The organism is Nocardia sp. PLKS1-43 (assembly GCF_059510335.1).
The window spans coordinates 88,594-112,554 of the sequence record NZ_JCAJZQ010000004.1; the positions used below are offsets into that span (position 1 = coordinate 88,594).

The 23,961-nt window shown below is 68.2% G+C and carries 21 protein-coding genes; 16 read left to right on the top strand and 5 right to left on the bottom strand.

Annotation, left to right across the window (positions count from 1 at the left end; translation table 11 throughout):
- Positions 1 to 25: 25 nt before the first annotated feature.
- A complete protein-coding gene (gene smc, locus AC5WS7_RS15915; RefSeq protein ID WP_495955276.1) occupies positions 26 to 3,649 on the top strand; it encodes a chromosome segregation protein SMC in 3,624 nt (1,207 codons plus the stop codon).
- A gap of 53 nt (positions 3,650 to 3,702) precedes the next feature.
- A complete protein-coding gene (locus AC5WS7_RS15920; RefSeq protein ID WP_495955277.1) occupies positions 3,703 to 4,200 on the top strand; it encodes a hypothetical protein in 498 nt (165 codons plus the stop codon).
- 12 nt (positions 4,201 to 4,212) lie between these two features.
- Here AC5WS7_RS15920 and AC5WS7_RS15925 read toward each other — a convergent pair whose 3' ends face one another.
- The 3 genes from AC5WS7_RS15925 to AC5WS7_RS15935 all read right to left on the bottom strand — a co-directional run bounded on the left by AC5WS7_RS15925 (position 4,213) and on the right by AC5WS7_RS15935 (position 7,323).
- Positions 4,213 to 5,232 carry a DUF3089 domain-containing protein gene (locus tag AC5WS7_RS15925; protein WP_495955278.1) on the bottom strand — a complete coding sequence of 340 codons (1,020 nt, stop codon included), beginning with the start codon at positions 5,230 to 5,232 and terminating at the stop codon, positions 4,213 to 4,215.
- A 68-nt stretch (positions 5,233 to 5,300) separates the two neighbouring features.
- On the bottom strand, positions 5,301 to 5,783 hold the full coding sequence (locus AC5WS7_RS15930) for a glucose-6-phosphate dehydrogenase (protein WP_495955279.1): 483 nt from the start codon (positions 5,781 to 5,783) through the stop codon (positions 5,301 to 5,303).
- Positions 5,784 to 6,399: 616 nt separating this feature from the next.
- On the bottom strand, positions 6,400 to 7,323 hold the full coding sequence (locus AC5WS7_RS15935; RefSeq protein ID WP_495955280.1) for an NmrA family NAD(P)-binding protein: 924 nt from the start codon (positions 7,321 to 7,323) through the stop codon (positions 6,400 to 6,402).
- Positions 7,324 to 7,433: 110 nt separating this feature from the next.
- Between AC5WS7_RS15935 and AC5WS7_RS15940 the strand changes: the two genes are divergently transcribed.
- Positions 7,434 to 8,222, top strand: coding sequence for a TetR/AcrR family transcriptional regulator (locus tag AC5WS7_RS15940; protein WP_495955281.1), 789 nt, complete (start codon positions 7,434 to 7,436; stop codon positions 8,220 to 8,222).
- A gap of 252 nt (positions 8,223 to 8,474) precedes the next feature.
- On the opposite strand, the gene AC5WS7_RS15945 is transcribed toward AC5WS7_RS15940, so the two are convergent.
- On the bottom strand, positions 8,475 to 8,864 hold the full coding sequence (locus AC5WS7_RS15945) for a DUF2237 family protein (protein ID WP_067888406.1): 390 nt from the start codon (positions 8,862 to 8,864) through the stop codon (positions 8,475 to 8,477).
- A 265-nt stretch (positions 8,865 to 9,129) separates the two neighbouring features.
- Between AC5WS7_RS15945 and ftsY the strand changes: the two genes are divergently transcribed.
- From ftsY to trmD, 12 genes are all read left to right on the top strand, one after another.
- The gene (gene ftsY, locus AC5WS7_RS15950) at positions 9,130 to 10,650 is read left to right on the top strand and encodes a signal recognition particle-docking protein FtsY (RefSeq protein WP_495955282.1); all 1,521 of its coding nucleotides are present in this window, start codon (positions 9,130 to 9,132) and stop codon (positions 10,648 to 10,650) included.
- 570 nt (positions 10,651 to 11,220) lie between these two features.
- Positions 11,221 to 12,636 (top strand): ammonium transporter, encoded by a 1,416-nt coding sequence (locus AC5WS7_RS15955; protein WP_495955283.1) that lies wholly within the window; start codon positions 11,221 to 11,223, stop codon positions 12,634 to 12,636.
- 5 nt (positions 12,637 to 12,641) lie between these two features.
- A complete protein-coding gene (locus AC5WS7_RS15960) occupies positions 12,642 to 12,980 on the top strand; it encodes a P-II family nitrogen regulator (RefSeq protein WP_495955912.1) in 339 nt (112 codons plus the stop codon).
- Positions 12,981 to 13,069: 89 nt separating this feature from the next.
- On the top strand, positions 13,070 to 15,487 hold the full coding sequence (locus AC5WS7_RS15965) for a [protein-PII] uridylyltransferase (RefSeq protein WP_495955284.1): 2,418 nt from the start codon (positions 13,070 to 13,072) through the stop codon (positions 15,485 to 15,487).
- A gap of 321 nt (positions 15,488 to 15,808) precedes the next feature.
- Positions 15,809 to 16,120, top strand: coding sequence for a hypothetical protein (locus tag AC5WS7_RS15970; RefSeq protein ID WP_495955285.1), 312 nt, complete (start codon positions 15,809 to 15,811; stop codon positions 16,118 to 16,120).
- Between the two features lie 144 nt (positions 16,121 to 16,264).
- Positions 16,265 to 17,905, top strand: coding sequence for a signal recognition particle protein (locus AC5WS7_RS15975; protein ID WP_495955286.1), 1,641 nt, complete (start codon positions 16,265 to 16,267; stop codon positions 17,903 to 17,905).
- A gap of 82 nt (positions 17,906 to 17,987) precedes the next feature.
- The gene (locus tag AC5WS7_RS15980; RefSeq protein WP_495955287.1) at positions 17,988 to 19,088 is read left to right on the top strand and encodes an amidohydrolase family protein; all 1,101 of its coding nucleotides are present in this window, start codon (positions 17,988 to 17,990) and stop codon (positions 19,086 to 19,088) included.
- A 217-nt stretch (positions 19,089 to 19,305) separates the two neighbouring features.
- Positions 19,306 to 19,884, top strand: a complete 579-nt coding sequence (locus AC5WS7_RS15985; protein WP_495955288.1) for a Uma2 family endonuclease — start codon at positions 19,306 to 19,308, stop codon at positions 19,882 to 19,884.
- Between the two features lie 209 nt (positions 19,885 to 20,093).
- Complete coding sequence (gene rpsP, locus AC5WS7_RS15990; protein ID WP_495955289.1) at positions 20,094 to 20,528, top strand: 30S ribosomal protein S16; 435 nt, start codon at positions 20,094 to 20,096, stop codon at positions 20,526 to 20,528.
- On the top strand, positions 20,528 to 20,773 hold the full coding sequence (locus tag AC5WS7_RS15995; protein ID WP_067888384.1) for an RNA-binding protein: 246 nt from the start codon (positions 20,528 to 20,530) through the stop codon (positions 20,771 to 20,773). Before rpsP ends, AC5WS7_RS15995 begins: the two co-directional genes overlap by 1 nt.
- A 26-nt stretch (positions 20,774 to 20,799) precedes the next feature.
- On the top strand, positions 20,800 to 21,354 hold the full coding sequence (gene rimM, locus AC5WS7_RS16000; RefSeq protein WP_495955913.1) for a ribosome maturation factor RimM: 555 nt from the start codon (positions 20,800 to 20,802) through the stop codon (positions 21,352 to 21,354).
- A 37-nt stretch (positions 21,355 to 21,391) separates the two neighbouring features.
- Positions 21,392 to 22,075, top strand: a complete 684-nt coding sequence (gene trmD / locus AC5WS7_RS16005; RefSeq protein ID WP_495955914.1) for a tRNA (guanosine(37)-N1)-methyltransferase TrmD — start codon at positions 21,392 to 21,394, stop codon at positions 22,073 to 22,075.
- Between the two features lie 314 nt (positions 22,076 to 22,389).
- Here the strand turns inward: trmD and AC5WS7_RS16010 are convergent, their stop codons facing one another.
- Complete coding sequence (locus AC5WS7_RS16010) at positions 22,390 to 23,274, bottom strand: SDR family NAD(P)-dependent oxidoreductase (protein WP_495955290.1); 885 nt, start codon at positions 23,272 to 23,274, stop codon at positions 22,390 to 22,392.
- Positions 23,275 to 23,357: 83 nt separating this feature from the next.
- Here AC5WS7_RS16010 and AC5WS7_RS16015 point away from each other — a divergent pair, with 83 nt between their 5' ends.
- On the top strand, positions 23,358 to 23,933 hold the full coding sequence (locus AC5WS7_RS16015) for a TetR/AcrR family transcriptional regulator (RefSeq protein WP_495955291.1): 576 nt from the start codon (positions 23,358 to 23,360) through the stop codon (positions 23,931 to 23,933).
- Positions 23,934 to 23,961 lie beyond the last annotated feature (28 nt).

Here is a 23,961-nt window from a genome sequence, read left to right on the forward strand (position 1 = left end):
ACGGCAGCAGGTAGATTGGCGTGCTGTGCACCTGAAGAGCCTGACGCTGAAGGGGTTCAAATCCTTCGCGTCCGCTACGACGCTTCGCCTCGAACCGGGGATCACCTGTGTGGTCGGTCCCAACGGTTCGGGTAAGTCGAATGTGGTCGACGCGCTCACCTGGGTGATGGGCGAGCAGGGTGCCAAAGCGCTGCGCGGCGGCAAGATGCAGGACGTCATCTTCGCCGGAACCGCCGGACGCGCGCCGCTGGGGCGCGCCGAGGTCACGCTGACCATCGACAATTCCGATGGCGCGCTGCCGATCGACTACTCCGAGGTGTCCATCACCCGCCGGATGTTCCGGGACGGCGCGGGCGAATACGAGATCAACGGCAGTTCGTGCCGCCTGATGGATGTGCAGGAACTGCTGAGTGACTCGGGTATCGGCCGGGAGATGCACGTCATCGTGGGGCAGGGCCAGCTGTCGGCGATCCTGGAGTCGCGTCCCGAGGACCGGCGCGCCTTCATCGAGGAGGCCGCCGGTGTGCTCAAACACCGCAAGCGCAAGGAGAAGGCGGTCCGCAAGCTCGAGGCCATGCAGGCCAATCTGGCGCGGCTGACCGACCTGACCACCGAATTGCGCCGCCAGCTCAAGCCGCTGGGCCGGCAGGCCGAGGTGGCACGGCGGGCGGCCACCGTGCAGGCGGATCTGCGTGATGCGCGGCTGCGCCTCGCCGCCGACGATCTGGTCGCCCGCCGTCGCGATCTGGAGAGCCAGGAGAGCAAGCAGGCCTACGCCCGCGAACAGCAGATCAACGTTCAGGCCGAACTCGACGCCGCCAATGCCGCACTCGCCCAACAGGAATTCCAGCTCTCCAAGCTGACGCCGGGAGCGGAGGCCGCCGCGCAGACCTGGTTCCAGCTCTCCGCGCTGGTGGAGCGGGTCAACGCGACCATTCGCATCGCCCGCGACCGCGCCCGCAACCTGACCATCGAGCAGCCCACCGGCACCGGGCGCGATCCCGAACAGCTCGAGGCCGAGGCCGCGCGAGTGGAGACCCAGGAGGCCGAACTGCTCGAGGCGGTCGAGATCGCCGCCGAGACCTTGGAGTCCGCCCGCGATCAACTGCACGAACGCGAACAGGCCGCCAAGGCCGCCGAACAGGCGCATCTGGCCGCGGTGCGGGCCATCGCCGATCGCCGCGAGGGTCTGGCCCGGCTGTCCGGCCAGGTGGACACCCTGCGCTCGCGGGCGCAATCGGCCGAGGGGGAGATCGCCCGGCTGTCGATCTCGTTGACCGAGGCGCGGGCCCGCGGCGAGGCCGCCGAGGACGAATTCGAGCGCGTACAAAGCGAATTGGGCGAGCTGGACGCCGGTGAAGAGGGGTTGGACGCCGCCTACGAACACGCCGCGCAGGCGTTGGCCCAGGCCGAGGAGCGCGTCACCGAACTGCGTGAGCGGGATCGGGAGGCGAGCAAGAAGGTCGCCTCGCTCGGCGCGCGGATCGAGGCGTTGACCATGGGCCTGGCCCGCCGTGACGGCGCGGCCTGGCTGCTCGAGCACCGCGCCGAGGGGCTGCTCGGACCGCTGTCGGGAGTTCTGCAGGTGCACAACGGTTTCGAAGCAGCGGTCGCCGCCGCGCTGGGACCGCTGGCCGATGCGATCACCGCCGAGTCCGGCGGCACCGCGCACGCGGCGCTGCGGGCGTTGAAGGAGGCCGACGGCGGACGCGCCGCGGTGGTGTACGGCGGTGCGGCACTGCCGGATTCGGCCTGTGCCGAGCTGCCCGCCGGGGCGCGGCGGCTGATCGACGTGGTGGACTGCCCGGAACACATGCGCGGCGCAGTCGTGGCACTGACCGCGGGCACCGTGGTCGTGGACGATCTGCCCGCCGCGGCCGAATTGCTCTCCGCGCGACCGGAATTGCGCGTGGTCACGCGCGATGGCGATGTGACCGGGTCGGGCTGGCTGCTCGGCGGTTCGGACCGCGCGCCCAGTCAGCTCGAGATCCAGGCCGATATCGACTCGGCGGCAGCGGAACTCGCGTCCTGGCAGCGACGGGCCGAGGAACTCGAGGCGGCGCTGTCGGGCGCGCTGGCCGAGCAGACCGATCGCAAGGAAGCCGTCGACCAGGCACTGCTCGCGTTGCACGAATCCGATCAGGCGCTGGTCGCTATCTACGACCGGCTGGGCCGGTTGGGTGAGGCCGCACGCAACGCGCAGCGCGAATGCGAGCGCCTGCTGACCCAGCGCGACGACGCCGAGACCGCGCGGGACGACAACTCGGAGAAACTGGCCGAGCTCGAGGAACGGCTGCGGCGCGTGGAATCCGAACAGTCCGGGCTGGATTCGGACGATGATGCCGGAACCGAGACCGCCGGACAGCATCGCGAGGAGACCGCCGCCGCACTGGCGGAGGCTCGCGCGATGGAGGTGGAAGCGCGGCTGGCCGTGCGCACCGCCGAGGAACGCGCGGAATCGGTTCGGGGCAAAGCTGATTCGCTGCGTCGCGCGGCCCGCGCCGAACGCGAGACCCGGGCGCGCGCCGAACGCGCCCAGGCCGCGCGCCGGCAGGCCGCAGCGGTCGCCTCGGTGGTCGCCGAATCCGCGGAACGCGTTGCCGCCGAGCTGGAATCGGTTGTCGCCGAAGCTTCCGCGCGCCGCGACGAACTGGTTCGCCGCCGTACCGAATGCGCCGGGCAGGTCGACCAGATCAAGGAACGCACTCGCGCGCTCACCACTCAGCTGACCCAGCTGACCGACGCGGTGCATCGCGACGAGGTCGCCCGCGCCGAGGCCGCGTTGCGGATCGAACAGCTCGAAGCGACCATCGGCGAACAGTTCGGCATGGCCCTGGACGCGCTGATCGGCGAATACGGCCCGGATGTGCCGACCCCGCCCTCGGCGCTGGAGTGGCAGGAGTACGAGCAGGCCAAGGAGCGCGGCGAGGCGGTCAGCGAACCGCAGCCGATGCCGTACGACCGGGCCACCCAGCAGCGCCGCGCCAAACGCGCCGAGAAGGACCTCACCACCCTCGGCAAGGTGAATCCGCTTGCGCTGGAAGAGTTCGCGGCGCTGGAGGAACGCTACAACTTCCTGTCCACCCAGCTCGACGACGTGACCAAGGCGCGGCAGGATCTGCTCGACGTGGTCGCCGAGGTGGATGCGCGCATCCTGCAGGTGTTCACCGAGGCGTGGGAGGATGTGGAGCAGGAATTCGTCGGCGTCTTCGCCAAACTGTTCCCCGGTGGCGAGGGACGGCTGCTGCTCACCGACCCCACCGATATGCTCACCACCGGTATCGAGGTGGAGGCGCGTCCGCCGGGTAAGAAGGTCAAGCGCCTGTCGCTGCTGTCCGGCGGTGAGAAATCGCTGACCGCGGTCGCTCTCCTGGTCGCCATCTTCCGCGCCCGCCCGTCGCCGTTCTACGTGATGGACGAGGTCGAGGCCGCCCTCGACGACACCAATCTGCGTCGCCTGATCGGCCTGTTCGAGCAACTGCGCGAGAAGTCCCAGCTGATCGTCATCACGCACCAGAAACCGACCATGGAGATCGCCGACGCCCTCTACGGCGTGAGTATGCGCGGTGACGGCATCACCCAGGTCATCTCCCAGCGGCTACGGGGCGAAAGCCTGCCCGCCACTCCGGAACTCCAGCGCGTCGAGTAGCCGCGAACCCGCCCGGCTCGAACCGTTCGCCGCAGTCCATCGGTCGTCGGGGGTTGCTGCGACCGGAGTCACGCGTCGGCGCGGATCGCTTCCATCGTCAGGAACGCCTGCACGCACATCGGCCAGATCTGCCGACCGAACCCTTGTGGAACTACGGCTGGTTATCCACCGCTTGGACACGCTGGGGTCGAGCCGAGCCGCCGAATCCCGGTTTTGGCAGTCGCCTGGTGTTCGCCAGCGTTGAGTGGTGGTGTGTGATGTTTCTTCGGCCGGTGTGGTGCTGCTGGTCGAGCTGGGCCGCTGAGTCCTGGTTTTGGCAGTCGGTGGGTGTTGGCGAGCGTCGGGCGGTGGTGTGTGATGTTTCTTCGGCCGGTGTGGTGCTGCCCGTCGAGCTGGACCGCCGAACTCGAGCTTTCGCAGTCGGCGGGTGTTCGCGAGCCGTCGTCCAGTGGTGCCTGATGTTTCTGGCCGATGTGGTGCTGCTGGTCCAGTTGGGCTGCCGGATGCCGGATTGTGCAGGTGGCCGGCGTTCGCGAATCATCGAGCGGTGACGCCCGAGGTGCTCAGCGACCGGGGTGGTGCTGCCGGTAGAGCCAGGATCGGGTCTGCGTGGTGACCAGGTCGAGCAGGTCCTGCTGGGCGATGTTCATGTCGAAGTTGTGCAGGCCCCAGCTCGGGTTCGGCAGGGCAGGCAGGGCGGTTGCGGGCGGGAGGCCGTTGCCGCTGCCCTCGATCATCAGCACGCGGGGTCCGGCGGTGGTGCAGTGGCCGCGGTAGCCGGTCACGACGAGGCCGGCGATCATGGCGTGCAATCCGCTGTCGGTACCGGAGCCCAGCGCGGCCGGATCGGTGCACAGCACCTCGTAGCCCGGGCCGTAGGGGAGTCCGTCGCGGGTGCCGGTGGTGTTCGGCTCGGTCGGCGTCGTCCCGAATCGGGTGTCCGGGGGCGGCATGGCCGCGTAGGTGGAATAGGCGATTACGCAGCCGGTTTGCGCATTGTCGGTGCACGCCGGGATCGAGCTGAAATCGCCGCCGGTCAGCGCGCCCGGCCGCACCAGCACGTTGGCGCCGGGGAGGATGGCAGAGAGCAGCAACCGCTGCTGCGGAGTCGCGTCGATCCGTTTGCGGATCAGGATTCGCAGCATGATCGCCCCTTGCGAATGTCCGATCAAGACCACGCCGCGCCCGTGGTTCTCGTGTGCCAGGTATTCCTCCCAGGCGGCCTGGACGTCGTCGTAGGCGACGTCCGAGGCGGCGACGCGTGGTGTGCGTGGCGGGCCGGCCGGGCCGAGCAGGGTGCCCTGCCGGTACATCGGCGCCCAGATATTGCAGCGGCCGTCGAACGGTGCGACCTGGTCGGCCGCCACCGCGCGCTCCTCGGGCCCGACGGTCAGGTCCGCGTTCGCTGTCCGCTGCAGCGATACGGTCGGGTAGACGTAGAAGCAGTCCACCGGGGCATCGGTACCGCCACCACACGGGTCATCGGCCTGCCCGGGCCGGCACAGCCACACCGTCGGCGTCGCGTCGGCGGTCGCCGGGGGTGTGGCGAACCACCCGCCGGCCATCATCAGCGCGGCGGCCACGCCGATACGACGCAGTCGGCCCCGGACTCGCCCGGGGGCCGGACATCTGCGGTATCGTGCCGCGAATATCACGGCCTCCCAACGGATTCCATGCGCAGAACCGGCCGGTCGTCGAGCATGCGGCGCAGCCCGGCGTCGAGCGGCCAGGAGAACACCAGATCATGTCCGAACCTGTCGTCCACCGCGGCGGCCGATCCCGGCCGCAATGGTGTGACCCGCACCCGATCGACGATCGGCTCGAACAGCGACGTCGGCGTGGCCAGGTAATAGAGCGCTCCGGACGACTTCGCCGACGGCGTGGTCCGCAACCTGGCGGAATACACCAGTCCCCGCGCGGTGACCAGCAAACACTCCGAGGTGATGGCGATGTCGACGGCGTCCCGAATGCCCCATTCGATCGCGGCGCGGCGGCCGTGCAACAGCCGCCACTCGGCGTCGTCGGCGAGGAGCCTCTCGATGTCGTCTCGGCGCATGCGCGGGGACAGCGCGACGCCGGTCCCGAAACATTGCTGCAGGACCTCGTCGCAGAACTCGAACGACTGCTGGTTCATCGTGTGCTCCTCGGTCTCGCCGCGATCCGCGGCCGGACCACGCAATATCGGCATTCGCTTCGGCTGAATCGCCGGTTCGTCGCGGTGAAGTCGACGACTCGCTCTGACGTCACTGTGGAAAGGGCGGAATCCGGATCCCGCTCGACTACAGCCTAATAGCCGGGGGTGTGCCAGTGCACTGTTCCCGGTTGCTCCCGGTGTATCCGATACCGGATATTCGCACACTCGCCCGAGTCGACCTCCTACTTCGAACGGTGTCTGTCCGGTTGCTGGTCGATCGCAGCGTCCCCATTCGATCGCGGCGCGACGGCCGTGCAACAGCCGCCACTCGGTGTCGTCGGCGAGGAGCCTCTCGACGTCGTCTCGGCGTATGCGCGTCGCTGAGCGACCGGTCCGGATGCCGGCCGACCATTCCTCGCCGCGCGAGTCGCCAGCGTGGGCCGCACGACTACTCGCAGTACCCGGCGAAATGAAGCAGGCCGGGTTGGTCGCCGGGGGCATGCGCCGCTCGAGAATTCGTTGCGGCGGCGCATGCGGTGATGATCCGGAGACTGCTCGGCATACATACCCGGAATCGGTCCTGGCGTGAATTCGCCTGTGCGTGGCCGCCGTTCGTCTAGTTCTCGGGCCCTTGTTCGCCTTGCTGGTTCGTGAGCAGGGACTTCAGCTGGGCTGCACCGGTTTCGACCAGCCAGGTGTCGAAAGTACGCAGGCCCGGGTGGATTTCGCGCACGGCGGGTATGTCCGCGTTCCAGCTGTCCCCCTCGCGTGCGAGCCGCCAGACCTCGAGGATCGACGGACCTCGTTCGGCGGCCTCCGACTCGGGAATCTCCTCGTAGCGCACGGGAATTCCGACGGTCCGGGTGATGGTCGCGGCGGCATCGCGCATGGTGCGCTGATCGCCTGCCAGGTCCAGGGTGCGGCCGTGCAGGCGGTCCGGATCGGCGAAGGCCAGGGCCGCCACGGCGGCGATGTCCTCGACCGCGATCATCTGGATCGGGAGGTCCGCGGGGAACAGATGCCGGTGCACTCCGTCGCGGATTCCGTCCACCGAGAAACCCTGGAACAGATAGTTCTCCATGAATCGGACCGGTCGCAGCAGGGTGTAGCGCATCCCGCTGTCGGCCACCACGCGTTCGATGCGCCGCTTTCCGTTGGCCCCCCACTGCTTGTCGCGGGCGAAGGAGGCCACTCCGGTGAAGACGAACTGCTCGACGCCCGCCGCGCGAGCCGCCGCGACGAGCGTCGCGCCGCGAGCCGCCTCGAGTTCGACGTCCCAGCCGTCCGGACCGTAGGCGGCCGGCGGTACGCCGAAGACTCCGCGCACATCGCGGACCGCGGCCGCGATGCTGTCCGGTGCGTCGAAATCGCCGACGGCCAATTCGGCTCCGAGTTCGGCCAGCGCGCGTGCGGCCGCGGTGTCCGGATCGCGGACCAGGGCGCGGACGGGAATGCCGTCGCCGAGCAGCCTGCGCGCGGTTGCGCCGCCCTGCTTGCCGGTGGCGCCCGTGACGAGTATCCGATCGTGTTGTGCGGACATGATCACCTGTCTCCGTGTCGGTAGAATCCGGGTTGGGTAACCCGTATTCCGGACGATACGGGTGCCGCGACTCGATTCGCCAGGTCCGCGCAAAGGGGTGCCGTAACGAAATGAATTCCCCGTCACAGAGTTTCGGTCCCGCGGCGCGGGCCGATGCCCGGCGCAATCGCGCGCTGGTGCTGACCGCCGCCCAACGCGCCTTCGCCGATCACGGCACCTCGGTCTCACTGGCCGAGATAGCCCGTCGCGCCGGTGTCGGCGCGGGCACCGTCTATCGGCATTTCCCGACCAAGGCCGACCTGCTCGAGGCGGTGATGCAGCAGCGTATCGAGCACATGACCGCCCGCGCGACGGCTTGTCTGAGCGCCCCGGACGTCGGTGCGGCCTTCTTCGAATTCTGCGCCGAGGTCGTCCGCACCTCGCCGCGCAGCCAGGCCGTCTGCGATCTGATCACCGCCGATGACGGCTGGCCGCGCACCCTCGTGCGCGGCGCGGGGGACCGGTTCCGCCAGGCTCTGCACGCCCTGCTCACCGAAGCCCAGCGGTGCGGCGCCGCGCGCCCGGACGTCACCGTCGCGGACGTCTCCGCGCTGATCACCGGATGCGTTGCGATACAGCGCGTTTCGAACTCCGAAACCGAACTGGTCAAGGCCGCCCGGATCGCCCTGGACGCCCTGCGCGCCGTGCCGGCGGCCACCGCGACGAAACTCGACGGCAGCCGCTCGATTCGTAACGAAATGAGTAACGAAAACAATTCGCCGCGCTGTCCGATCTGCGGCACCCACCTGAAAGCCACCGGCCTGGGCCGCCCTGCGCGCTACTGTTCGGCCGCCTGTCGTCAGAAGGCGCATCGCAGGCGAAATTCGCGTGGCGATCGGGCCGCCGTTACGCACCGGTGAGGCGGCCTTGCCGCCGATTCACCGGAATCCGGCTGTCGGCGGCCCGCGGCGGATCGGGCTTGTCGCCATCCGCGTCGACCGATTCGGACAACCGGGCGAGACGACTCCGCCGAGCGCCGATCGACTCCTGCTTCGACCTGGATCGTGCGAACGGGGAACCGAATACGAGCGCGTCGACGGCGGGACCGCGACCGGTGTGTGACTCGTCACATTTGCCTGGGCGCGCGCGTAGTCCCTGCCCGGCAGCGGAGTTCAGAGCAGGTCGCTGACGTCGTCCGGGACGTCCACGGCGTATTTGCGGAGCGTTTCCATCGGGACGACCTCGAGCGCGTTCTCGTGGGTGGCGGCCAGGATGACGGGGGCAGCGACGCCGTCTTCGTGGGCGTGCAGCCAGCGCACCGCGACCACGCACCAGCGATCGCCGGGTTGCAGTCCCGGAAAGTTGTTCTCCGGACGCGGCGTACTCAGATCGTTGCCGATCGACTTCTGGTGCTCCAGGAACTCCGCGGTAACGACGGTGCACACCGTATGGCTGCCCAGGTCTTCGGGGCCGGTGCTGCAGCAGCCGTCCCGATAGAAGCCGGTGAGAGGATCGGTGCCGCACTCCTCCAGCGGTCCCCCAAGCACATTTCGATCGGTCACATCGCCGATCCTATTGTCTCTGAGATGGATTCGCCCCTGCTTCGGCGTCGGGACACCGAGACGGGCAGACCGGTCGGTAGGTGAACCGCACATGTTCGGCAATTCCGGCGTGTCATCGCAAAATTTGCCGAGATGTGTGTTACCGCGCGGTGTCGGACACTTTCGCGCGGCCCGCCGAGTCGAAACCACAGGTTGAGAGTTTCGGATTACCCGCCCGTCGCGCGGCCCTGCCGGTCTGCGGTCGGCGTTCTGTAAGGATGGGGGCGTGACTGCGCAAGCTTGGATTCTGATCGCCGTGATCGCCGCCCTGGTGGTGGCGGCGCTCGTCGTCGCTGGATTCGTCCGGTACAAGCGCGGCCGGGTGAAGCTGACTCCAGCCACGCCGGCCAAGGAGGTGACGGACCGGTCCGGCGGGTACACCGCGGCCGGTGGATTCAATTTCAGTCAGGGTGGCGCGGGCGCGAGCACACTGGCCCCGCCGCAGCCCGAACCGGTGCCGGTCGAGCGGACCGATGACGAGGGGCAACCGCATATCGGCGACGACGCGGCGATTCCGCGCGATTCGGTACGCCGCGCGATCACCGACGTCCGGCTGCCCGAACCCGAGGTCGAAGAAACCGGAACGGCCGAGGTCGAAGCGCCCGGGACCGGAACCGCCGAGGCCGGAATCGCGGAGATCCAAGCGCCCGAGGTCGAAACGCGGCAGGCGGAAACCGAAACGCGGCCCAGCTCCCCGCTGGTCGAAGCGCCTGCCGAGTCGGTGCCGACAATCGAACCCGAGGCCGCCCCCGAACCGCCCGCGGTCGTCGAGGAGATTCCCGCTCCCGTCGAAACCGTAGCGCCCGCACCGCAGCTCGAGGAGATCGAACCCACCGCGGGCCGTCTGACCAGGCTGCGCGGGCGGCTGGCCCGCTCGCAGAACGCCGTCGGAAAGAGCCTGCTCGGCCTGCTCGGCGGCGGTGACCTGGACGAGGACTCCTGGGAGGAGATCGAGGACACGCTCGTCATGGCCGATCTCGGCACCGCCGTCACCTCGACCATCGTCGAACGCTTACGCAGCGAACTGGCCGCCCGCAGCGTCCGCACCGCCGACGAGGCCCGCGCCGCGCTCCGCTCGGTCCTGGTCGAGGCCCTGCGCCCCGAGCTGGATCGATCGATTCGCGCCCTGCCGCACGACGATCACCCCTCCATCCTGCTGGTGGTCGGCGTCAACGGCACCGGCAAGACCACCACCACCGGCAAACTCGCGCGCGTCCTGGTCGCGGACGGCCGCAGGGTGCTGCTGGGCGCGGCGGACACGTTCCGCGCCGCGGCCGCCGACCAGTTGCAAACCTGGGGTGAACGGGTCGGCGCGCACACCGTGCGCGGCCGCGAGGGCGCGGATCCGGCCTCGGTCGCCTTCGACGCGGTCAGCACCGGCATCGATGACGGCGTGGACGTCGTCCTGGTCGACACCGCGGGCCGCCTGCACACGAAGACCGGCCTGATGGACGAGCTGGGCAAGGTCAAGCGCGTGGTGGAGAAGAAGGCCGCCGTGGACGAGGTACTGCTGGTACTGGACTCCACCGTCGGCCAGAACGGCCTGACCCAGGCGCGCGTGTTCGCCGATGTGGTCGACATCACCGGCGTGGTGCTGACCAAACTCGACGGTACGGCCAAGGGCGGCATCGTCTTCCAGGTCCAGCACGAGCTCGGCGTCCCGGTGAAACTCGTCGGCCTCGGCGAGGGCGCGGACGATCTGGCCCCCTTCGAACCCGGCGCATTCGTCGACGCCCTGCTGGGCTGAGCCGGATCTGCCGTCTGCGCTTCGCTGCGGCTGTTCGAGGGCCCAGAAGTCTCGCCGTGCCGCGGAATTCTGAGCGTTGTCCAGAGTGGGCGGGCCCGGGGTGATCCATGAGATGTTTCGATACGGCGCTGTGCGACGAAATGCGAATTGTGTTGGTTTGCTTCGGCTTCACCTCGGCGTCGCACGACCCGGGCAGTTCCGTCGGCGTTGTTCGAAGTATGGAGACCGGGCGGACGAGGCGGGTTCGGTAGCTGGGTGGGGATCGGTGGGTAGCGGAGGTATTCACCGGGCGTTGGTGCCGATTCCGGGCTGTGTATCGGCCGGTGATCTTCACTTCCGATCCGCGGCTGGCGGCGCGTATCGGCTGAACTGCGCGTTCATCGATGAATTCCGCACCGCGACACGAACCTCACAGTGAGCCGGAAACGGCTGTGTAGGAAACGAAACATGGTAGCAACACGGGGAGCGCATCCGTTCACTCATGTGAAACACGGGGGCGGCACGGATGAAACACCGAATAGCCAACCTTCTGTGCAGGCTCGTTTGCCGCATTTTATGGCCGGGCCCGAGATGAGGAGGAACAAGGTGGCGTACCCCTTGGTCGGTGTGCCGGACACCGGCGATACCGCATGGATGCTGGCGAGCTCGGCACTCGTCCTGTTGATGACCCCGGGCCTGGCGTTCTTCTACGGCGGCATGGTCCGCGGGAAGAACGTACTGAACATGATCATGATGAGCATCAGCGCGATGGGCATCGTGGGAGTGCTCTGGTCGATCTACGGGTTCTCGGAAGCGTTCGGGAACAACAAGTTCGGCGTGATCGGCAACCCGGCCCAATTCTTCGGGCTGAAGGGGCTGGTCGGCTCCAACGGCGTGAAAGCAGCGCCCGCCGATCCCGCCAGCGGGGCCGCCGCGGTGCACGGGGTGAACATCCCGCTCGCGGGCACCATCCCGATGACGGTCTTCGTCGCATTCCAGCTGATGTTCGCCATCATCACCGTCGCACTGATCTCAGGTGCGGTGGCCGACCGCCTCAAGTTCCGCGCCTGGCTGGTCTTCGCCGCGGTCTGGGCAACCGTCGTGTACTTCCCGGTCGCGCATTGGGTCTTCGACTTCAACGTCTCCGACGCCGCGGGCAATATCGTTCACCAGGGCGGCTGGATCGCCAACAAGCTGCAGGCCATCGACTTCGCCGGCGGTACCGCGGTGCACATCAACGCCGGCGCCGCGGGCCTGGCGCTGTGCATCGTGCTGGGTAGGCGCAAGGGCTGGCCGAAGGCTCCGATGCGTCCGCACAACCTGCCTTTCGTGATGCTCGGCGCCGGTCTGCTGTGGTTCGGCTGGTTCGGTTTCAACGCCGGTTCCGCGGTGAGCTCCAACGGACTGGCCGGTTCGACCTTCATCGCCACCACCTTCGCCACCTGCGCGGCGATGCTGGGCTGGTTGCTGGTGGAGAAGATCCGCGACGGCAAACCCACCAGCCTGGGCGCGGCCTCGGGCCTGGTCGCCGGTCTGGTCGCGATCACCCCGTCCTGTTCCTCGGTCAACGTGCTGGGCGCACTGGCGATCGGCGCGGTCGCCGGAATCGCCTGTGCGCTGGCGGTCGGCCTGAAGTACAAGCTCGGCTTCGACGATTCCCTCGACGTGGTCGGCGTTCACCTGGTCGGCGGTGTGATCGGCACCCTGATGGTCGGGCTGTTCCTGGCTCCGGAATCGGGTGCGTCGGCGAGCCTGAACGGCGCCAAGGGCTTGTTCTACGGCGGCGGTTTCGCCCAACTCGGAAAGCAGGCCGTCGGCGCGGTCAGCGTGCTCGCTTTCTCCTTCATCGTGTCGCTCGTTCTGGCCTACATCATCAAATTCACCATCGGGTTGCGGGCCACCGCCGAGGAAGAGTTCGAGGGTATGGACGATTCGGAGCATGCGGAATCGGCATACGATTTCGCTGCTGTGGGTGGCACGGCACGTACCGCCGTCAAGGAGGCATGACCGATATGAAACTGATCACTGCAATCGTCAAACCATTCACGCTCGAAGATGTCAAGAGCGGTCTGGAGCAGGCGGGTGTGCTCGGGATGACCGTCAGTGAGGTACAGGGCTATGGACGGCAGAAGGGGCACACGGAGGTCTACCGCGGTGCCGAGTATTCGGTCGATTTCGTGCCGAAGGTACGGGTCGAGGTCGTCGTGGACGACACCTCGGTCGAGAAGGTCGTGGAGGTGATCGTCGAGGCCGCGCGCACCGGAAAGATCGGTGACGGCAAGGTCTGGGTCACGCCGGTGGAGGCCGTGGTACGGGTCCGGACCGGAGAGCGTGGCAGCGACGCGCTCTAGCGCGCACGATCTCTCTGTCAGCGGGTCGATCGGCGGCCCCGCTCCCACCGGGCGACGGTAGGGCGCGGGGCCGCCCGCACGAGGGTTGGGTGGTGCAGGTGAAAAGCGACACGCCGAGCGGCGCAACGGATCTGGTGCGGGCTCGAGATCAGCTGCTGGAGGGCGGGCAGGTTCGCCGTCCGCGACTGGACGCGCATGCGCTGCGGCAGGCGCTGGTGGACCTGCACGATCTGTGGCTCACCGGTAAGGGCGCCGAACTGGGCATCACCGCGGACAGCGGCCTGGCCGTGGTCGCCGTCGGTGGTCTGGGACGGCGCGAGATGCTGCCGTACTCGGATCTGGACCTGGTGCTCCTGCACGACGACGTCGATCCGGCGCGGGTGGCCGAGGTGGCCGATCGGCTGTGGTACCCGCTGTGGGATGCGCACATCAAACTGGACCACAGTGTGCGCACGGTCCCGCAGGCGCTGCGGGTGGCCGCCGACGATCTCACCGCCGCACTAGGCATGCTGGACGCCCGGCACATCGTCGGCGACACGGAGTTGAGCAATCTGCTCATCGGCGGCGTTCGCCGCGAGTGGCGCACCGGAATCCGTTCCCGCTTCGGCGAATTGGTGGAGCAGGCGCAGACCCGGTGGCGGCGCAGCGGGGAGATCGCGCATCGCGCCGAACCCGATCTGAAGAACGGGCGCGGTGGTCTGCGCGACATCCAGTTGCTCGACGCGCTCGCCATCGCCCAGCTGACCGACGCCATGCCGGGCCTCGGCCCCGACGTCCCGGGCGGCGGGTTGAAGCACGCGCATCGCCGGCTGCTGGATGTGCGCACTGAATTGCATCGCGTTGCCGGACGTTCTCGCGATCAGCTGCGCGCCCAGGATGCCGACGAGATCGGCGCAGCGCTGCGGATCGGCGACCGTTTCGATCTGGCCCGCACGTTGAGTGATGCCGCCCGCACGGTGGGGTATTCGGTCGACGTCGGGTTGCGCACGGCGGGTAACGCCCTGCCACGTCGCGGGCTGGCCAGGCTTCGCCGCATGCCGGTGCGTCGACCACTCGATGAGGGGGTGGTCGAGCACGCCGGTGAGGTGGTGCTGGCCCGCGACGCCCGCCCGCAACGGGATCCGGGTCTGATCCTGCGGGTGGCCGCGGCCTCGGCGCAGAACGGCTTGCCGATGTCGGCGACCACGCTCAACCGCTTGTCCGAGGACGCGCCCGAATTGCGCGAGCCGTGGCCGCGCGAGGCGCTCAACGATCTGCTGGTGTTGCTGGGCACCGGCCGCGCCACCATCGCCGCGATCGAGGCACTGGATCGAACGGGCTTGTGGGGCAGGCTGTTTCCGGAGTGGGGGGCGGTGCGCGACCTGCCCCCGCGCGATGCGGTGCACACCTGGACGGTGGATCGCCATCTGGTGGAGACCGTCGCCTACGCGGGGGCGTTGAGCACCCGGGTCGCGCGCCCGGATCTGCTGCTGCTCGGTGCGTTGCTGCACGATCTGGGCAAGGGCCGCACCGAGGACCACAGCATCGTCGGCGCCGAGCTGGCCACCCAGATCGGCCGCCGGCTCGGGCTGTGGCCCTCGGATGTGCGCACGCTCAGCGCGATCGTCCGGCATCACCTGCTGCTGCCCGATACCGCCACGCGCCGCGATCTGGCCGATCCGTCGACCGCCGAGACGGTGGTCACAGCGCTGGACGGCGACCCGCAGCTGCTCGAACTCCTGCACGCCCTCGCCGAAGCCGACTCGCTGGCCACCGGCCCGGGCGTGTGGGGTGATTGGAAGGCCTCGCTGATCGGGGAGCTGGTGCGCCGCTCCCGGCTGGCGATGGCCGGGGAGAAGGCTCCCGAACCCGATCCGATCGATCCCGACCTGCTGGTCAAGGCGAAATCCGGTGGCGTGCACGTCGAATTGTCGCCGGGCGAGGGACGTTTCAGCCACGTGGTGACCGTCGTCGCGCCCGACACTCCGGGGCTGCTGTCCGACGCCGCGGGCGTGCTCGCACTGCATTCGCTGCGGGTGTTGTCGGCCTCGCTCGGATCGGAGGGGGATTCGGCGATCGATATCTTCCGTGTCGCACCGAAATTCGGCGATCCGCCCGATGCCGGCCTGCTGCGCCAGGATCTGATCCGCGCGGTGAACGGCGAACTGGATCTGGCGGCGGTGCTCGAGCGCAAGGAGCGGGAGGCCGGCCTGCCGCCGAGCCCGTACGCGCAGGCCGAACCCCGCATTCTGTGGGCCGACACCGGAATTGCCGGTCAGGTGTTGCTGGAACTGCGTGCGGAGGACCGGATCGGACTGCTCAGCCGGCTCGCCCGTGCGCTGGCGGGCGTGGGCGCGGATGTGCGGTGGGCGAAGGTGGTCACCCGCGGTGCCATCGTCGTGGACGCGTTCTGCCTGGATCTGGGCGATACCGACAGTCCGGCGCGGCGGGACGGGATCGCGGCCGCGGTACTCGCGGTCGTCCCGCCGCAGACGCCCCCGCCGCCACCACAGCAAGACGCCGAATAAGCCGGGCGCGAGCGGCATTTCGGCGGAAATGGAAAGTTCCGGCCGAAACGGACATCGCACCGGATTTCCGCCCCGGTTCGCCATCGGCCGCCCCGCCGGGGACGTTGCGGACAAACTGGACGTCTGTCAGTGACCGGATTGTTGCGTGATATTTGCTACTACCTGAAGATTTGATCAGGCGTGTCACTCTACGATCAGAGCGGATCTGTGCTGTCACATTGGCGGAGACGGTGTGCTCTGGGGTTGCGGTGATAGCGGCCCGCATGCCGTGGATGTTGTTCGAGGCTTGTCCGAGCTTTTCGAGCACGAGGGAGCGAGCCAGTGGCAATTGAAGTCGTTTCCGCATCGACGATGACCAGTGATCTGACGCAACACATTGCCCGCTGTGTCGGTGGCGACCGCTGGGTGGTGTCCTGGCTGCCCGGTCGCACGCTGTCCGGGCAGCAGGCGGTGACCGCGATGACCATCGCCTCCACGGTGAACGGCCGCACGCCGACCGAGGCCGAGTGGGCGGGCCTGGATTCGATGGCCCTGGAGTTGGGGCTGACCGCCCGTGAGGCGGTAGGCATGGTCACCAACGAGAATCGGGATATCCGCCAGACGCCGCGGCCGCGCCGCAGCTTGCTGGAATAGCGGGCCGACGCCGGTGCCCGAGCGGGCGGGCCACCGGTGCCGCGAACACCGAAACCGGGAACGACTAGGGTGAATCCTTCGATCGGCATGCGCGCATTACCCTGGTATGTCGAGTGACGTCCCTCGAGATCAGGAGCGCGATCGGTGTTCGAATCCCTTTCCGACCGGTTGACCGGTGTACTGAGCGATCTGCGCGGCAAGGGGCGTCTGTCACCGGCGGATATCGACGCGACCGCCCGGGAGATTCGCCTGGCCCTGCTCGAGGCCGACGTCGCGCTGCCGGTGGTGCGCGGTTTCATCGCCCGGGTCAAGGAGCGCGCCAAGGGCGCGGAGGTCTCCGCGGCGCTGAATCCGGCGCAGCAGGTCGTCAAGATCGTCAACGAGGAATTGATCGCGATCCTCGGCGGCGAGACCCGGCGGCTGCAGTTCGCCAAGACACCGCCGACGGTGGTCATGCTCGCGGGCCTGCAGGGCGCCGGTAAGACCACCCTCGCCGGAAAGCTCGCGAAATGGCTCAAGGGACAAGGGCATACGCCGCTGCTGGTGGCCTGCGATCTGCAGCGTCCCGGCGCGGTCACGCAGCTGCAGGTGGTTGGTCAGCGCGCCGAGGTCCCGGTCTTCGCACCGCATCCCGGCACCACGATATCGACGAGCGGCACGAGCGGGCCCTCCGTGGTTACGCAGGCTGCCGCCTCCGGGCCCGACGCTCGTACCGCGGCAGGCGGCGGCGACAATCCGCTCGGCATCACCGCCTCCGACCCGATCAAGGTCGCGCAGGACGGCATCGCCGAGGCGCGCAACAAGCAGTACGACGTCGTCATCGTCGACACCGCGGGCCGCCTCGGCATCGACGAGGAGCTGATGGCGCAGGCCGCGGGCATTCGCGACGCGGTGCGGCCCGACGAGATCCTGTTCGTTTTGGACGCGATGATCGGCCAGGACGCGGTCACCACCGCCGAGGCGTTCCGCGACGGCGTCGGCTTCACCGGCGTGGTGCTCACCAAGCTGGACGGTGATGCCCGCGGTGGCGCGGCGCTGTCGGTGCGTGAGGTGACCGGTCAGCCGATCCTGTTCGCCTCCACCGGTGAGAAGCTCGAGGACTTCGACGTCTTCCACCCCGATCGCATGTCCAGCCGCATCCTGGGCATGGGCGATCTGCTCACCCTGATCGAGCAGGCCGAACAGGTCTACGACGCGCAGCAGGCCGAGGAGGCCGCGCGCAAGATCGGCAGTGGTGAGCTGACCCTCGAGGATTTCCTCGATCAGATGCTGGCCATCCGCAAGATGGGTCCGATCGGCAACCTGCTGGGCATGCTGCCCGGCGCGGGCCAGATGAAGGACGCCCTGGCCGCCGTCGACGACAAGCAGCTGGACCGGGTACAGGCCATCATCCGCGGTATGACCCCGGCCGAGCGGGCCAATCCCAAGATCATCAACGCCTCCCGCCGCCTGCGCATCGCCAACGGCTCCGGCGTCACGGTCACCGATGTGAACCAGCTGGTCGACCGCTTCTTCGAGGCCCGCAAGATGATGGCGCAGATGGGTCGTCAGATGGGCATGGGCGGCGGCGGCAACCGGCGCAACAGCAAGAAGGGGAAGAAGGGCAAGAAGGGCGGTCGCGGTCCCACTCCGCCCAAGGTGCGCGGCGGTTTCCCGGGCATGCCGGGGCTGCCCGCCATGCCGCCGGGGATGCCCGACCTGTCCGGCATGCCGTCGGGACTCGACCAGCTGCCGCCGGGCCTGGACGGCATCGATCTGTCCAAGCTGAAGTTCCCCAAGAACTGAAACTCTTTGGGGCGCTGAAGGATTCGACGGCGTTGGACATTCTCGGCGAGGTTGCCGAACGTCGGCGCGAGCAGGAGGCGGTATGCGATTGCATCTGCGGGGAGTCGTCCTCCCGGACGAGGACGTGCGCGAGCTGTGGGTGCGCGACGGACTGATCTCCTTCGAACCGGTGCCCGATGCCGAAACCCTCTGTGCCACAGGCTGGATCGTGCCCGGACTGGTCGACGCGCACTGCCACGTCGGCATCCGATACGGCGGCGGTCACGAGGACGACGCGGGTGCGATCGACCAGGCCGAGACCGAACGCGAGGCCGGGGCGCTGCTGCTGCGCGATGCGGGATCACCGATCGACACCCGCTTCATCGATCAGCGCGAGGATCTGCCGAAGATCATCCGCGCCGGTCGCCACATCGCCCGGCCCAAACGCTATATCCGGGAACTGGGTATCGAGCTGGACGACGAGCGCGATCTGCCGCAGATCGTCGCCGAGCAGGCCCGTCGCGGTGACGGCTGGGTCAAGATCGTCGGCGACTGGATCGATCGTTCGGCGGGCGATCTGCGTCCGCTGTGGAGCGATGCGGTCCTGAAGGAGGCAATCGACGCCGCCCATCGCGAGGGCGCACGCGTCACCGCGCACGTCTTCGGCGAGGACGCACTGCCGGGGCTGATCGGCGCGGGCATCGACTGCCTCGAACACGGCACCGGCCTCACCGGCGAGACCATCGAGATGATGGCCCGCTTCGGCACCACGCTGGTCCCGACCCTGATCAATATCGACACCTTTCCCGAAATCGCCGACAGCGCAACCAAATTCCCCGTCTACGCAGCGCACATGCGCGATCTGCACCGCCGCGTCCGCGATACCGTCGCCGACGCCCACGCCGCGGGCGTCCCCATCTACACCGGCACCGACGCGGGCGGCTCGATCCGGCACGGCCGCATCGCCGACGAGATCGACGCCCTCGCGGGCGCGGGCCTGTCCCGCCACGACGCGTTGGGCGCGGCCTCGTGGAACGCCCGCGAATGGCTCGGCCGTCCGGGCATCGAACCCGGCGCGCCCGCGGATTTCGTTGTCTACGAGGAAGATCCGCGTATCGGTCCAGAAATCCTATCCACCCCAGCCCATGTCGTCCTTCGCGGGCGGGTGTATCCGCGCGGTGGCCCTGTCACCGGGCATCGGTGACGCACGCGAACTACGTACGTGTCGGTGATTCGTCGTCGACCAGGCTTCGAGTCACTCGACGAGGCTTCGAGTTACTGGAAAATCCAGTAACCGGCGCGCCTCCGGCGCCGCGCCGTTGCTGATTTTCTAGCAGCGACCTGCTGCGATGTGATCGTTACACTGTTGTGTGTACAGGTACTGCTCTGCTTACCCGCCTGATTTCCGTTGGGAGACGACGATGGCCGCCGAGGTTGCGACGATCCACCCGTTGGGGCCCACGACAGTGGACGAGTGGCTGGAGATGGAACACCCGGCCGACGGATCGCGACTCGAGCTCATCTGGGGGTACCTGCACATGACTCCGCCACCTGGCGGCCTGCATCAGAACGTCCTGGTTGAGCTGATCGTCCTGTTGCGAGACGCCCTTCGTGCCGCAGGTCGCGATGATTTGACTGTTCTTCCAGGAGTAGGGGTGCGGATCAGTACGCGATTCCGGACAGCCGTGATCCCGGATCTGACGATCGTTGATACGGACCATAACCAAGCCAGTTTCGATGCGAGCAGTCTGAAATTGGCGGTGGAGATCTGGTCGCCGGGAAATACCCGCAAGGAGCGGGATGACAAGGTCACGGCCTATGCGAGTGCGGGTGTGCGCTACTTGTGGATTGTGGAGATGCCGACGGGCAGGCCGGTGCGGTTCTGGGGTTATCAGCTGGGTGAATCCGGGTATGAACAGGCGGTCTACGCCGACGCCGGTGAGGTGGTCACAGCCCCCGGTCCTGTTCCGGTGAAGATCCCCACCGCGCAATTGCGCTGACCGCAGGCCGATTTCCGGGGTCGGCGAGTCGTCTGGCAGAATGGTCGATCGTCCTCGTCGAGGACAGTGTCAGCCCGTCTCCGGTTACGTACCGCGCGGCGGTCACACACTCGAACGCAAAACCGGGCCCGCGTGCCGTGCGGGCCGCTGAATTGCGCAGTGACCACTCAGGCTGCCCGCGGGCAGCCGTCATCGAAAGGCGATAGCCCATGGCTGTCAAGATCAAGCTCACCCGGCTCGGCAAGATCCGCAACCCCCAGTACCGCATCATCGTCGCCGATGCGCGCACCCGCCGTGACGGCCGTGCCATCGAGAACGTCGGCAAGTACCACCCCAAGGAGGAGCCCTCGCTGATCGAGGTGAACTCCGAGCGCGTGCAGTACTGGCTGAGCGTCGGTGCGCAGCCCACCGAGCCGGTGCAGCGCATTCTGGAGATCACCGGCGACTGGCAGAAGTTCAAGGGCCTGCCGGGCGCCGAGGGCACGCTGAAGACCAAGGCCGAGAAGCCGTCCAAGCTGGATCTGTTCAACGCCGCGCTGGCCGCCGCCGACAACGAGCCGGTCGCCGAGGCCGTGACGCCGAAGAAGAAGGCCGCGAAGAAGGATGCCGAGGCCGAGCCTGCGGCCGAGACCGAGGCCGAGTAATGAGCGTGGTTGTTGCCGATGCCGTCGAACATCTGGTTCGCGGCATCGTCGCCAATCCCGATGACGTCCGCGTCGAGCTGATCACCAGCCGTCGCGGCCGCACCGTCGAGGTGCATGTGCACCCCGATGATCTGGGCAAGGTGATCGGGCGCGGCGGTCGCACGGCGACGGCGCTGCGCACGCTCGTATCCGGGATCGGCGGCCGGGGCATCCGGGTCGACGTCGTCGACACCGATGCGAGTTGATGCCTGCTTCCAGCGGGGATGAGCCCATCGAACTGGTAGTCGGGCGGGTCGCCAAATCACACGGTGTGCGCGGTGAACTCGTCGTGGAGGTCCGCACCGACGAACCCGAGTTGCGTTTCGCCCCCGGCGCCGTCCTGAAGGGGCGGCTGCCGCGGGCGACCGCAGTGCGGGAGTTCACGATCGAGTCGGCTCGGGAACATTCGGGCCGGCTCCTGGTCCGGGTCCAAGGCGTCGCGGACCGCTCCGAGGCGGATGCGTTGCGCGGCATGATCTTTCTGGTCGACACCGCCGATCTGCCGCCGTCGCAGGATCCCGACGAGTTCTACGACCATGAGCTCGAGGGGCTTTCGGTGCGCTTGGCCGACGGCACCGTGGTCGGCACCGTGAACGAGGTACTGCATTCGGCTGCGGGAGAGCTGCTTTCGGTGCGGGCGGCGGCGAGCTTCGACGGCGTGGAGCCTTCCGCCGGGCCGGGCCGGGAGATCCTGATTCCGTTCGTCACCGCGATCGTGCCCACCGTATCGGTCGCCGAGGGCCTGATCGTCATCGATCCGCCCGAGGGACTGCTCGACAAGGAGTAGAGCAATGCCCGAGGGCGTCGGCGAATCCTCCGCAGCGCTGCGCATCGATGTCGTCACGATCTTCCCCGAATACCTCGAGCCGATGCGAACGGCGTTGCTGGGCAAGGCCATCGACAAGGGCCTGGTCGAACTCGGCGTGCACGACCTGCGCCGCTGGACTCACGACGTGCACAAGGCCGTGGACGATTCTCCCTACGGCGGCGGCCCGGGCATGGTCATGAAACCCACGGTGTGGGGTGACGCGCTCGACGAGGTCTGCCCCGACGACGCCCTGCTGGTGGTACCCACGCCGGCGGGGGTTCCGTTCACCCAGGCCACCGCGCACCGGTGGTCCGGTGAACGCCATCTGGTTTTCGCCTGCGGCCGCTACGAGGGTATCGATCAGCGCGTCTTCGACGACGCGGCCCGGCGCGTCCGGGTCGAGGAGGTCAGCATCGGCGATTACGTGCTGATCGGCGGCGAGGCGGCGGTTCTGGTGATGACCGAGGCCGTGGTCCGCCTGCGTCCCGGCGTGCTGGGCAATCAGCAGTCGCACGAACAGGATTCGTTCTCCGACGGACTGCTCGAGGGGCCCAGCTACACCCGCCCGGTCACCTGGCGCGGGCTGGATGTTCCGGAAGTCCTGTTGTCCGGCAATCACGCGAAGATCGATGCCTGGCGGCGCGAACAGTCCCTGTCCCGAACCCGCGAGCGTCGCCCGGATCTGCTGCCGCCGGAGTGATTTCGGGGCTTGTCGATCGACGCTGCGGAGGAGTTGTAGTTCTCGCCCGATTCTTGCGGGCTCGCGCGCGCCGCGATATCCCGCAACCTCCGAAAGTCCTTGCCTGGCAAGCATAACCACTGGGTATCAGTGGATGGACCGATTTCCTTGTGTGGCAACCGGATTAGGGACGGTCACCCGAGCCTAGCGGTTGCCGGAACAAAGTTTCGTGGTCACGCCCCGCCTGTTACCGATCTTCGGCCCGGCCTGGGATGGGGAGAGGGCCTCGGAACCCGTACGGGCGCCAACCCATTCGGTCGGCACGCCGATACCCGTCATGCGGGCAGGCCGGTCAACGCGGCGCTCTCGGCCCAGAGCCGGTCCAGTCGCGCGCGGTCGGTGGTGTGCGGTGCGGTTCGAACTTCCCTGCGGCGCACGAAGAATCGTCCGGTGACGGTGCCGAGTTCGGGCGCGGTGGCGAGCCAGACGGGCGTGTCCGCGCCCGCCTCGGGGCCGGGCAGGAGCGGGTTCACCCACTGCGTCCAGGCGAACGCGCGCAGCAGGCCGCGTGCGGAATCGCGTCCCAGGCCGGTGTTGCGAATGATCCCGGGGTGTGCGCCGTTCACCGTGACACCGGTTCCCGCCAGTCGCCGAGCGAGGCTGTAGACGAACATGGCGTTCATATTCTTGGTGCGGCCGTAGGCGACGAAGGGCCGGAAGCTCGGCGGAATCCCGATACCGCGCTCGTCGGCGAAGCCCAGATCGTCCAGGTTCACGGGAATCCGGCGCAGTGCGGCCGGGGAGGCTCCGACCACGACGAGTCGTGCGGATCGTCCTGTGGCGGCGAGCTTTTCGCCGAGCGAGCGAAGCAGCAGATAGGGCGCGAGGTGATTCGTCGCCAGGGTGCGCTGGATCCCTTCGGAGGTGTGCTCGGCGAGCGGTGCGACCACCGCGGCGTTGCTGATAACGATATCGATTCCGGTGGGGTCCAGTCGCTCGGCGAGGGCGCGCACCTGGTTCAGCAGGGACAGATCGGCCAATTCGGTCCGCAGGCCGGCCTCCGGTACCGCCTCCCGGATTCGCCGCCGCGCCGCGGACAGGCGGTCCGCGTCGCGTCCGACCAGCACCACCCGGCGGCCCGTCGCGGCGAGCCCGCGTGCGATGGCCTCCCCGATACCGCCGGTCGCCCCGGTGACCACCGCGGTCGACGATGCGTTCATGATTCCTCCCGGATGAGCTTGGGTTGACAACGTCAACCTAAGCGGCCAGGTTGACGTTGTCAACCTCGGATTACGATATGCGGATGTCGCCCAGCACCCGTGATGTTCTGCTCGATTCCGCCCTGCGCCTGCTGGACGCGGGCGGGGTGGAGGCGGTGACCCTGCGCGAGGTCGGAATCGGGGCCGGGGTATCGCACAACGCGCCCTACAAGCACTTCGCCAACAAGGAGGCGTTGCTGGCGGCCGTCGCGGCGCGCGAGTTGTCCGAGCGGGCAATGCAATTCGCGAATCTGGTGATGCGGCAGCCGGACCCGGTGCAGCGAGTGCGCGCGGTACTGCACGGGTACACCGACTGGGCGCGGGAACATCCGGCGCGCTTCAAGCTGGTCTTCGGTCGTTGGACCAATGAGTCACCGGAGCTGGCCGAGGTCGCACACAACGCACAGCAGGCGCTCACGACCCTGGTCGCCGAGGCGCAGTCGGATCGCGCTCTGCCCGGGGGAGATCCGGAGCGGATGGCGGCGCTGCTGCGCGCACTCGCACACGGTGCGGCGGATCTGGCCGCCGCCGGGCACCTCGCCGCGGACGGCAAAGGGCGTGCCGCGCCCGCGGATCTGATCGACGACCTGCTGGCCTACCTGGGGTCCTCGGCTCGTTGACTCCGGCGTCGGCGCGCGCTGCGCCGCA

Coding starts and splice junctions, on each gene's coding strand:
- AC5WS7_RS15930 (WP_495955279.1), bottom strand. CDS start 5,783: ATGAACCAGCAGTCGTTCGAGTTCTGCGACGAGGTCCTGCAGCAATGT.
- AC5WS7_RS15935 (WP_495955280.1), bottom strand. CDS start 7,323: ATGTCCGCACAACACGATCGGATACTCGTCACGGGCGCCACCGGCAAG.
- AC5WS7_RS15940 (WP_495955281.1), top strand. CDS start 7,434: ATGAATTCCCCGTCACAGAGTTTCGGTCCCGCGGCGCGGGCCGATGCC.
- AC5WS7_RS15955 (WP_495955283.1), top strand. CDS start 11,221: ATGAGGAGGAACAAGGTGGCGTACCCCTTGGTCGGTGTGCCGGACACC.
- AC5WS7_RS15960 (WP_495955912.1), top strand. CDS start 12,642: ATGAAACTGATCACTGCAATCGTCAAACCATTCACGCTCGAAGATGTC.
- AC5WS7_RS15980 (WP_495955287.1), top strand. CDS start 17,988: ATGCGATTGCATCTGCGGGGAGTCGTCCTCCCGGACGAGGACGTGCGC.
- AC5WS7_RS15985 (WP_495955288.1), top strand. CDS start 19,306: ATGGCCGCCGAGGTTGCGACGATCCACCCGTTGGGGCCCACGACAGTG.
- rpsP (WP_495955289.1), top strand. CDS start 20,094: ATGGCTGTCAAGATCAAGCTCACCCGGCTCGGCAAGATCCGCAACCCC.
- AC5WS7_RS15995 (WP_067888384.1), top strand. CDS start 20,528: ATGAGCGTGGTTGTTGCCGATGCCGTCGAACATCTGGTTCGCGGCATC.
- AC5WS7_RS16010 (WP_495955290.1), bottom strand. CDS start 23,274: ATGAACGCATCGTCGACCGCGGTGGTCACCGGGGCGACCGGCGGTATC.
- AC5WS7_RS16015 (WP_495955291.1), top strand. CDS start 23,358: ATGTCGCCCAGCACCCGTGATGTTCTGCTCGATTCCGCCCTGCGCCTG.